The sequence below is a fragment of the Pseudidiomarina woesei genome, from assembly GCF_001418345.1.
Lineage (GTDB): Bacteria > Pseudomonadota > Gammaproteobacteria > Enterobacterales > Alteromonadaceae > Pseudidiomarina > Pseudidiomarina woesei.
Genome location: NZ_LIPW01000009.1, coordinates 43,163 through 51,803 on the forward strand (window position 1 = coordinate 43,163; position 8,641 = coordinate 51,803).

Sequence of the window (8,641 nt, forward strand, 5' to 3'; positions counted from 1 at the left end):
TATGGCAAAAGAGTCAATGAAAATGCGTGAGCTGAAGCGTCAAAAGCTAGCAGCTAAATACGCAGAAAAACGCATCGCACTGAAAAATGTGATCAGCGATCCGAGCACTTCGGACGAAGAGCGTTGGGAAGCCGTGCTTAAATTGCAAAGTCTTCCTCGTGATTCGAGCCCAAGCCGTCAGCGTAATCGCTGCCGCGTAACGGGCCGCCCACACGGTTTCCTACGTAAGTTCGGCATGAGCCGTATCAAAGTACGTGAGAAAGCGATGCGCGGTGAAATTCCTGGCTTGAAAAAAGCTAGCTGGTAAGCCACGAGTCACGGGAGAAAGCAAATATGAGCATGCAAGATCCAATTGCGGATATGTTCACACGCATCCGCAACGCTCAGGGTGCTAACAAAGTTGCCGTGCGCATGCCTGCTTCTAAACAGAAAGTGGCTATTGCCCAAGTTCTGAAAGAAGAAGGTTATATCGCGGATTTCAGTGTTTCTGGTGAAGTGAAAACTGAACTAGAAGTTACATTGAAATACTTTGAAGGTAAGCCTGTTATCGAATCAATTGAGCGCGTAAGTCGCCCTGGTTTGCGTATCTATAAGAAACGCAACGAACTACCTAAAGTTATGGGTGGTTTAGGTGTCGCAGTTGTCTCAACTTCTAAAGGCCTAATGACTGATCGTGCCGCTCGCAAAGCGGGTCTTGGCGGTGAAGTTATTGGTTACGTAGCGTAACGAGGAGTTAGGAAATGTCACGAGTTGCTAAAGCACCGATTGCCATTCCTGCTGGCGTTGAAGTTACGCTAAATGGCCAGGAAGTAACAATCAAAGGTGCCAAAGGCTCATTGAGCCGTGTAGTTAACGAAGCGGTTGAAGTTGTTAAAGAAGACAACGTTATCCGTACTATTCCACGTGAAGGCGTTGCAAACGCTACTGCGCAAGCAGGTACAGCACGTGCGTTACTACAAAACATGGTGGTTGGTGTTGCGCAGGGTTATGAGAGAAAATTACAGCTAGTTGGCGTTGGTTATCGGGCTAACACTGCAGGTTCTAAATTGAATCTGTCGCTGGGTTTCTCACACCCAATTGAGTTCGATATTCCTCAGGGAATTACTATCGAAGTCCCAGCACAAACTGAAGTAGTCGTTAAAGGTGTCGATAAGCAGTTAGTTGGTCAAGTTGCCGCTAACATTCGCGCATACCGTAAACCTGAGCCATACAAAGGCAAAGGTGTACGTTACGCCGATGAGCAAGTGCGCCGTAAAGAAGCCAAGAAAAAGTAAGGTAAGACTATGGACAAGAAAACAGCTCGCTTACGTCGCGCAACGCGCCCTCGTAAGAAAATGCAAGAGTTGGGTGCAAACCGCCTGGTCGTTCACCGTACACCACGGCACATTTACGCTCAGCTAATTGCATCGAACGGTTCTGAAGTACTTGCTTCAGCATCAACTGTAGAAAAAGCTATGCGTGAGCAGTTTAAATCTGCTGGTAACGTAGAAGCAGCTAAAGCAGTTGGTAAGCTGATCGCTGAACGGGCGATTGAAAAAGGCGTTAAAAGCGTTGCATTCGATCGCAGTGGTTTCCGTTATCACGGTCGTGTTGCCGCTTTGGCTGACGCTGCTCGTGAAGCTGGACTTCAGTTCTAGGAGACGAACATGGCAAATGCAAATGTAGAAGCTCAACAAAGTGACCTGCAAGAAAAGCTGATCACAGTAAATCGTGTAGCGAAGGTTGTTAAAGGTGGTCGTATCTTTAGCTTCACTGCACTGACTGTGGTTGGTGATGGTCAAGGTAAAGTGGGTTTCGGTTATGGTAAAGCACGTGAAGTCCCAGCTGCTATTCAAAAAGCAATGGAAAAAGCACGTCGCAATATGGTAACCGTGCAGCTGAAAGGTGATACCTTGCAGCACCCTGTTAAAGGCCGTCACTCAGGTTCACAGGTATTTATGCAACCAGCCTCTGAAGGTACAGGTATCATCGCCGGTGGCGCGATGCGTGCAGTACTTGAAGTAGCAGGTGTACACAACGTGCTGTCAAAAGCATATGGTTCAACCAACCCAATCAACGTTGTTCGTGCCACTATTAAGGCACTTCACGGTATGAAGTCGCCTGAGCAAGTAGCGGCTAAACGTGGATTGAGCGTTGATGAAATTTTGGGGTAGTGAGCAATGGCGAAAAAGACAATCAAAGTAACCCAGACGCGTAGCTCAATCGGTCGTTTGCCGAAACATAAAGCTACACTTCGTGGTCTTGGTCTGCGCCGCATTGGTCACACGGTCGAGCTGGAAGATACTCCAGCCGTCCGCGGCATGGTGAACCAAGTCACTTACATGGTAAAGGTGGAGGACTAAGACATGTACTTAAATACTATCTCCCCTGCACCTGGTGCGAAAACTAGCAAAAAGCGTCTCGGCCGTGGTATCGGCTCTGGCCTTGGTAAAACTGGTGGACGTGGTCATAAAGGTCAAACTTCACGCTCTGGCGGTTCAATCCGTTCAGGTTTTGAAGGCGGCCAAATGCCAATCCAACGCCGTTTGCCAAAGTTTGGCTTTACTTCACGTAAGTCGTTTACGACTGCTGAAGTAAACCTGGCAGAGATTGCAAAAGTTGCTGGTGATACTGTAACTCTAGCTTCATTAAAAGAAGCTGGCGTGATTCGTCACGACGTGTTGACTGTAAAAGTCATCAAGTCGGGCGAAATCAGCCGTAAAGTTACAGTGCAAGGCATCAAGGTCACCAAAGGCGCCCGCGAAGCTATTGAAGCCGCTGGCGGCAAAATCGAAGGATAGGGCACATGGCTAAACCAGGATTGGAATCTAACAGAGCTCAAGGTGGCACGTCGGAGCTTAAACGTCGACTGCTGTTCGTACTCGGCGCGTTAATCGTGTTCCGTGCGGGCTCCTTTGTGCCGATTCCTGGTATAGATGCCGCGGTATTGGCGCAATTATTCGACCAACAAAAAGACACTATCGTCGCCATGTTTAACATGTTTAGCGGTGGTGCTCTTGAGCGGGCGTCGGTATTTGCGCTTGGTATTATGCCGTACATTTCGGCTTCAATTATCATGCAATTAGCGAGCGTGGTTCATCCTCGTTTAGCTGAGCTGAAAAAAGAAGGCGAAAGTGGACGTCGTAAGATCAGCCAATATACGCGTTGGGGTACATTAGTACTCGCAACTTTCCAATCAATTGGTATAGCTACTGGCTTACCAAGCCTAATGCCGGGTCTTGTTATTGACCCAAGCTTTGGGTTCTATTTCACAGCAGTGGTTAGCTTAGTAACCGGTACCATGTTCTTAATGTGGTTAGGCGAACAGATTACCGAGCGTGGAATTGGAAACGGTATCTCTATTCTGATCTTCACCGGTATTGTAGCGGGTCTACCGTCGGCCATTGGCCAGACGGCTGAGCAAGCTCGTCAAGGTGATTTACATTTATTATTGTTATTGCTAATCGGTGTTATTGTTCTGGCTGTAACGTACTTCGTAGTGTTTGTAGAGCGCGGCCAACGCCGTATTCTGGTAAACTACGCGAAGCGTCAACAAGGCCGTAAGGTTTTTGCAGCGCAGAGCACGCACTTGCCATTGAAAGTTAATATGGCCGGTGTAATTCCACCGATTTTTGCATCAAGCATTATTTTGTTCCCAGGCACTATCGCCACTTGGTTCGGCCAAGGCGAAGGTGCGGTAGCAAACTTCTTACAAGAGGTCTCGTTGACATTGTCTCCGGGTCAACCTTTGTACGTAATGCTTTATGCTGCGGCAATTATCTTCTTCTGTTTCTTCTACACCGCGTTGGTATTTAACCCTCGCGAAACAGCAGACAACTTGAAGAAGTCGGGAGCGTTTATCCCTGGTATTCGTCCAGGTGAGCAAACTTCTCGTTACATTGATAAAGTAATGACTCGATTGACGCTTGCAGGCGCGTTGTACATTACCTTTGTCTGTTTGGTTCCTGAGTTCATGATGATTGCTTGGAACGTACAATTCTATTTTGGTGGTACGTCGCTTTTAATTATCGTAGTTGTTATCATGGACTTTATGGCGCAGGTGCAGACTCATTTGATGTCTCATCAATATGATTCTGTCCTCAAGAAAGCTAACCTTAAAGGCTTCGGCCGCTAAGGTTGGATAATTACGGAGTGTAGCAATGAAAGTTCGTGCTTCCGTGAAGAAAATCTGCCGTAACTGCAAAGTTATTAAGCGCAACGGTGTTGTGCGTGTAATTTGCAGTGACCCTAAGCACAAGCAACGGCAAGGTTAATTCGAAGAAGAAGTCCGCGGCCAAAAAATATTTTTTTGGCTGCGGCTTTGATATGTTTGCAAATTGGCGACTGGTTGAGTATCCTAACGGGCTTTTCAAATCCGGTCACCCATAAACTATAGGAGACGTGTTAGTGGCCCGTATCGCTGGCATTAACGTTCCTGACAATAAGCATGCAGTCATTGCCTTGACTGCGATTTACGGTATCGGCCGTACTCGTTCTAAAGCTATCTTAGCTTCGATCGATCTGCCGGAAGATACCAAAATCGGCTCTTTGTCAGAAGAAAAACTCGATGTACTTCGTGACGCAGTAGCGAAATTTACTGTGGAAGGCGATCTTCGCCGTGAAGTATCAATGAATATCAAACGCTTGATGGATCTCGGATGTTACCGTGGTCTTCGTCATCGTCGTGGCTTGCCTCTACGTGGACAGCGCACTAAAACTAATGCGCGCACCCGTAAAGGTCCGCGTAAACCAATTAAGAAGTAGGGAGTTGAGAAATGGCTAAACAACCAACTCGTACTCGTAAGCGCGTTAAAAAGCAAGTCGCTGATGGCATGGCCCACATCCATGCATCTTTCAATAACACCATTGTGACCATCACTGACCGTCAAGGTAACGCGTTAGCATGGGCAACTGCAGGTGGTTCTGGTTTCCGTGGTTCACGTAAATCAACCCCATTTGCTGCACAGGTTGCTGCTGAGCGCGCGGGTGAAATGGCGAAGGAATATGGTTTGAAAAACCTAGAAGTGTTCGTAAAGGGCCCAGGTCCTGGTCGCGAATCATCGATTCGTGCGTTGAACGCTGTAGGTTATCGCATCACGAACATTACTGATGTGACTCCTATTCCTCACAACGGATGTCGTCCGCCTAAGAAACGTCGCGTTTAATAGGCGCTATACGATAGTTGGAGAAAGAACATGGCTAGATATTTGGGTCCAAAACTCAAACTGAGTCGTCGCGAAGGAACAGACTTGTTCCTAAAAAGCGGCGTACGCGCAATCGATACGAAATGTAAACTCGAAAGCGCTCCGGGTCAGCACGGTGCACGTCGTGGCCGTTTGTCTGATTACGGTTTACAGTTACGTGAAAAGCAAAAGGTTCGTCGTATTTACGGCGTACTAGAAAAGCAATTCCGTAACTATTACAAAGAAGCTGCTCGTATTAAGGGCAACACTGGTGAGAACCTGCTGCAATTGCTTGAGCAACGCCTAGACAACGTGGTGTACCGTATGGGCTTCGCGTCAACTCGTGCTGAAGCGCGTCAGTTGGTAAGCCACAAAGCAGTAGTAGTGAACGGTCAGGTAGTCAACATTCCTTCGTACAAAGTACGTCCGGAAGACGTTGTGTCTGTTCGCGAAAAAGCTAAAAAGCAGGCACGTATCGCAGCCGCGCTGGAACTTGCAGAACAACGCGAGAAGCCAGTATGGTTGGAAGTAGACAGCACTAAAATGGAAGGTCAGTTTAAGCGTCTTCCAGAGCGTGCAGATTTGTCTGCTGAAATTAACGAACAGTTGATCGTAGAGCTTTACTCTAAGTAAAGCTTAAGCATAAAGAGAGGACACAATGCAGGGTTCTGTTACCGAATTCCTAAAGCCAAGGCTAGTCGATATCGAACAAATTAGCCCGACTCACGCTAAAGTGACGTTGGAGCCTCTTGAGCGTGGCTTTGGTCACACGCTGGGCAACGCGTTGCGCCGTATTTTACTTTCATCAATGCCAGGTGTGGCAGTGACTGAAGTTAAAATTGACGGTGTTCAACACGAATACAGCAGCAAAGAGGGTGTTCAGGAAGACATCATCGAGATCCTGTTAAACCTTAAAGGTTTAGCGGTAGTCATGGAAGGCAAAGATGAAGCGATTCTGACCTTGAAAAAATCCGGAGCGGGCCCTGTCAAGGCTGGCGATATCACGCATGATGGTGATATCGAAATCCTTAACCCTGAGCACCTCATCTGTACTTTAACAGGTGACACCGAGATTGAAATGTCAATCAAGGTAGAGCGTGGTCGTGGTTATGTTCCAGCCTCGGCACGTCAGTCTGCTGACGATGAAGAGCGTCCGCTCGGTCTTCTACTTGTAGACGCTTCTTTCAGTCCGGTAGAGCGTATTGCCTACAGTGTTGATTCAGCACGTGTTGAGCAGCGCACTGACTTGGACAAACTGGTTATTGATATGGAGACTAACGGCACGTTAGATCCAGAAGAAGCGATTCGTCGCGCAGCAACGATTCTAGCTCAACAGCTTGAAGCCTTTGTTGAATTGCGTGACATGAGCGAGCCAGAAGAGAAAGAAGAGAAGCCGGAATTCGATCCGATTTTATTACGTCCGGTAGACGATTTGGAATTAACTGTGCGTTCTGCGAACTGTTTGAAAGCAGAAGCTATTCAGTACATTGGTGACTTAGTGCAGCGTACCGAAGTTGAGTTGTTAAAAACTCCAAACTTGGGTAAGAAATCGCTCACAGAGATCAAAGACGTGCTTGCATCACGTGGTTTGTCACTAGGCATGCGCCTAGAAAACTGGCCACCAGCAAGCTTAGTTGATCGCGACTAAGTTATCTTTTACAGAGATTTACTGAGAAGGGTATAGGTATGCGCCATCGTAAGAGTGGTCGTCAACTCAACCGCAACAGCAGTCATCGTAAAGCGATGTTCAGCAATATGGCAAGCTCACTGGTTCGTCACGAAGTGATTAAAACCACTTTGCCAAAAGCTAAAGAACTGCGTCGTGTTATCGAGCCGCTAATCACATTAGCGAAGCAAGATAGCGTAGCAAACCGCCGTATGGCTTTTGCACGCACTCGCGACCAAGAAGTTGTTGGTAAGCTGTTCAATGAATTAGGTCCGCGTTATCAAGAACGCGCTGGTGGTTACACTCGTATCATGAAGTGTGGTTTCCGCGCCGGTGACAATGCGCCTATGGCATATGTTGAACTTGTTGACCGTCCAGAAGTAGACGCTACTGAGACTGAAGAAGTTGCAGTAGAGGAATAAGTAGCTTTTACGAGCTACATTAAAAAGCCGCTCAATTGAGCGGCTTTTTTGATCTAATAATTTAGGTACTAGATACTTAACTCTTTAGAAATAACGTCAAAGGTTAGTTTCCCAAAATCAATTTGATTTCTTCGTCGCTTAACTCATGTTTAGCTGCTAACACTTGAACTTCGCTTTTGTCCAATCCGCCCGAGTTGTAAGCGGAACGAATTAATTGGATAGCTCGTTTATTTTTATTTTGTGGCGCAACCTCAGTTTTTGAGAAGCCAATCAAGTCACTTATGGTATCTACCAAATAAGAACCTAAAGTCGGAGCTGACGATAGGACAGTGTGTAAAATAGATTCAAGCTTACCAATTTCCGCATCTCGATTTGAGCGCAAAATACCATCAGCGGTTTGTGGTTCAGTTAACACTGCAACGCGGACTACGTTAGCAAACTGCGTCGGATCCATTTCATCAACGGTTGCTACGATTGTATCGGCGTAGCTGGGTTCGGCTTCAACAGCAATTCGCACGATATCAGCAGGATCTGCAACTTTTAAGCTCAATGCCATTGATATAATTTCGCGTGTAAAAGCCGGCTCGGCATCAATTGCGGCTTTAATAATATGACGATAGTGGTTTGGATAGCGTTCAAACGCTGCGTAAAGTATCGGCTCAACGTGGTGAGGATAATTTCCCATTAGCACACGAACCGCTCTTACTGATGAGAAGTTGCGTTGGTCGTAATAACGAAGCATCCTTGCATATGTATCTGCTAGGCGTTGATTTTCTTGGTCTAACACGTAGTTTTGTGTGTCAGTAATCTCAACGATGGCAGAGTCTGCCGCGTAAGTAGCGCATGACATACATACACTCGCAGCCAATAAAGTTGGTAAAACTTTCATAGGCGCACCCCGATTTAATACTGTCTTATAATATTAATAATTTGACGAATTTGAACATTAGCAGTCTTTTTGGACAATCTATAGCTAAACTTTGTTCAATTTGAGTAAAAATAAACCAAACGATAAAAAAAGCAAAAAAAGATCTTGCGCCGTTGCTCATGATCCTTATAATTCGCCGCCGTTGTCACCAAGTGATGACGGCGGTTCAAGTCTTAAGAAGCTGTGATGAAAATCACAAAAAAAGATCCAAAAGGATCTTGACCTGAACCACGGATAGCGTAGAATACGCATCCCGCTTCACACTCCTTGAGTAAGAAAGCGAACGTTCTTTAACAATATACCAAGCCAAGCAAACTGTGTGGGCACTTACCGGATTCAGGCAGAGAAGCATCTTCGGATGCACAAAAGGTCATGCTCTCTTTAACAAGAGACGGACCACCTGACTGATTGGAAAAGTGCTTAACAAATTAGATTTATTAAGTCATTGATTCAATGGGTCGAT

The 8,641-nt window shown here is 46.4% G+C and carries 15 protein-coding genes; 14 read left to right on the forward strand and 1 reads right to left on the reverse strand.

Going from position 1 to position 8,641, the window contains the following annotated elements:
* The first annotated feature begins 1 nt into the window (after position 1).
* The 14 genes from rpsN to rplQ all read left to right on the forward strand — a co-directional run bounded on the left by rpsN (position 2) and on the right by rplQ (position 7,250).
* Positions 2-307 carry a 30S ribosomal protein S14 gene (gene rpsN / locus ASC40_RS10775; protein WP_055439822.1) on the forward strand — a complete coding sequence of 102 codons (306 nt, stop codon included), beginning with the start codon at positions 2-4 and terminating at the stop codon, positions 305-307.
* A gap of 26 nt (positions 308-333) precedes the next feature.
* On the forward strand, positions 334-726 hold the full coding sequence (gene rpsH / locus ASC40_RS10780; RefSeq protein WP_055439823.1) for a 30S ribosomal protein S8: 393 nt from the start codon (positions 334-336) through the stop codon (positions 724-726).
* 14 nt (positions 727-740) lie between these two features.
* Complete coding sequence (gene rplF, locus ASC40_RS10785) at positions 741-1,274, forward strand: 50S ribosomal protein L6 (protein ID WP_055439824.1); 534 nt, start codon at positions 741-743, stop codon at positions 1,272-1,274.
* A gap of 9 nt (positions 1,275-1,283) precedes the next feature.
* Positions 1,284-1,637 (forward strand): 50S ribosomal protein L18, encoded by a 354-nt coding sequence (gene rplR, locus ASC40_RS10790; protein ID WP_055439825.1) that lies wholly within the window; start codon positions 1,284-1,286, stop codon positions 1,635-1,637.
* A gap of 9 nt (positions 1,638-1,646) precedes the next feature.
* On the forward strand, positions 1,647-2,153 hold the full coding sequence (gene rpsE / locus ASC40_RS10795; RefSeq protein WP_055439826.1) for a 30S ribosomal protein S5: 507 nt from the start codon (positions 1,647-1,649) through the stop codon (positions 2,151-2,153).
* Between the two features lie 6 nt (positions 2,154-2,159).
* On the forward strand, positions 2,160-2,342 hold the full coding sequence (gene rpmD / locus ASC40_RS10800; RefSeq protein ID WP_055439827.1) for a 50S ribosomal protein L30: 183 nt from the start codon (positions 2,160-2,162) through the stop codon (positions 2,340-2,342).
* A gap of 3 nt (positions 2,343-2,345) precedes the next feature.
* On the forward strand, positions 2,346-2,780 hold the full coding sequence (rplO, locus tag ASC40_RS10805) for a 50S ribosomal protein L15 (protein WP_055439828.1): 435 nt from the start codon (positions 2,346-2,348) through the stop codon (positions 2,778-2,780).
* Positions 2,781-2,785: 5 nt separating this feature from the next.
* Positions 2,786-4,114, forward strand: a complete 1,329-nt coding sequence (gene secY, locus ASC40_RS10810) for a preprotein translocase subunit SecY (protein WP_055439829.1) — start codon at positions 2,786-2,788, stop codon at positions 4,112-4,114.
* A gap of 25 nt (positions 4,115-4,139) precedes the next feature.
* Positions 4,140-4,253: a 50S ribosomal protein L36 gene (gene rpmJ / locus ASC40_RS10815; protein WP_055439830.1), complete on the forward strand. Its 114-nt coding sequence runs from the start codon at positions 4,140-4,142 to the stop codon at positions 4,251-4,253.
* A gap of 133 nt (positions 4,254-4,386) precedes the next feature.
* Positions 4,387-4,743 (forward strand): 30S ribosomal protein S13, encoded by a 357-nt coding sequence (gene rpsM, locus ASC40_RS10820; protein ID WP_055439831.1) that lies wholly within the window; start codon positions 4,387-4,389, stop codon positions 4,741-4,743.
* Positions 4,744-4,754: 11 nt separating this feature from the next.
* Entirely contained in the window at positions 4,755-5,144 is a 390-nt protein-coding gene (gene rpsK / locus ASC40_RS10825) for a 30S ribosomal protein S11 (RefSeq protein ID WP_034734070.1), read from the forward strand.
* 30 nt (positions 5,145-5,174) lie between these two features.
* Positions 5,175-5,795: a 30S ribosomal protein S4 gene (gene rpsD / locus ASC40_RS10830; protein WP_055439832.1), complete on the forward strand. Its 621-nt coding sequence runs from the start codon at positions 5,175-5,177 to the stop codon at positions 5,793-5,795.
* Positions 5,796-5,820: 25 nt separating this feature from the next.
* Positions 5,821-6,810, forward strand: a complete 990-nt coding sequence (locus ASC40_RS10835) for a DNA-directed RNA polymerase subunit alpha (protein WP_055439833.1) — start codon at positions 5,821-5,823, stop codon at positions 6,808-6,810.
* A 38-nt stretch (positions 6,811-6,848) separates the two neighbouring features.
* The gene (gene rplQ / locus ASC40_RS10840; protein WP_055439834.1) at positions 6,849-7,250 is read left to right on the forward strand and encodes a 50S ribosomal protein L17; all 402 of its coding nucleotides are present in this window, start codon (positions 6,849-6,851) and stop codon (positions 7,248-7,250) included.
* 103 nt (positions 7,251-7,353) lie between these two features.
* On the opposite strand, the gene ASC40_RS10845 is transcribed toward rplQ, so the two are convergent.
* Entirely contained in the window at positions 7,354-8,139 is a 786-nt protein-coding gene (locus ASC40_RS10845) for a hypothetical protein (RefSeq protein WP_055439835.1), read from the reverse strand.
* Positions 8,140-8,641 lie beyond the last annotated feature (502 nt).

Coding starts and splice junctions, on each gene's coding strand:
- rpsD (WP_055439832.1), top strand. CDS start 5,175: ATGGCTAGATATTTGGGTCCAAAACTCAAACTGAGTCGTCGCGAAGGA.
- rplQ (WP_055439834.1), top strand. CDS start 6,849: ATGCGCCATCGTAAGAGTGGTCGTCAACTCAACCGCAACAGCAGTCAT.
- secY (WP_055439829.1), top strand. CDS start 2,786: ATGGCTAAACCAGGATTGGAATCTAACAGAGCTCAAGGTGGCACGTCG.
- ASC40_RS10835 (WP_055439833.1), top strand. CDS start 5,821: ATGCAGGGTTCTGTTACCGAATTCCTAAAGCCAAGGCTAGTCGATATC.
- rpmJ (WP_055439830.1), top strand. CDS start 4,140: ATGAAAGTTCGTGCTTCCGTGAAGAAAATCTGCCGTAACTGCAAAGTT.
- rplF (WP_055439824.1), top strand. CDS start 741: ATGTCACGAGTTGCTAAAGCACCGATTGCCATTCCTGCTGGCGTTGAA.
- rpsE (WP_055439826.1), top strand. CDS start 1,647: ATGGCAAATGCAAATGTAGAAGCTCAACAAAGTGACCTGCAAGAAAAG.
- rpsN (WP_055439822.1), top strand. CDS start 2: ATGGCAAAAGAGTCAATGAAAATGCGTGAGCTGAAGCGTCAAAAGCTA.
- rplR (WP_055439825.1), top strand. CDS start 1,284: ATGGACAAGAAAACAGCTCGCTTACGTCGCGCAACGCGCCCTCGTAAG.
- rplO (WP_055439828.1), top strand. CDS start 2,346: ATGTACTTAAATACTATCTCCCCTGCACCTGGTGCGAAAACTAGCAAA.
- ASC40_RS10845 (WP_055439835.1), bottom strand. CDS start 8,139: ATGAAAGTTTTACCAACTTTATTGGCTGCGAGTGTATGTATGTCATGC.
- rpsK (WP_034734070.1), top strand. CDS start 4,755: ATGGCTAAACAACCAACTCGTACTCGTAAGCGCGTTAAAAAGCAAGTC.
- rpsH (WP_055439823.1), top strand. CDS start 334: ATGAGCATGCAAGATCCAATTGCGGATATGTTCACACGCATCCGCAAC.
- rpmD (WP_055439827.1), top strand. CDS start 2,160: ATGGCGAAAAAGACAATCAAAGTAACCCAGACGCGTAGCTCAATCGGT.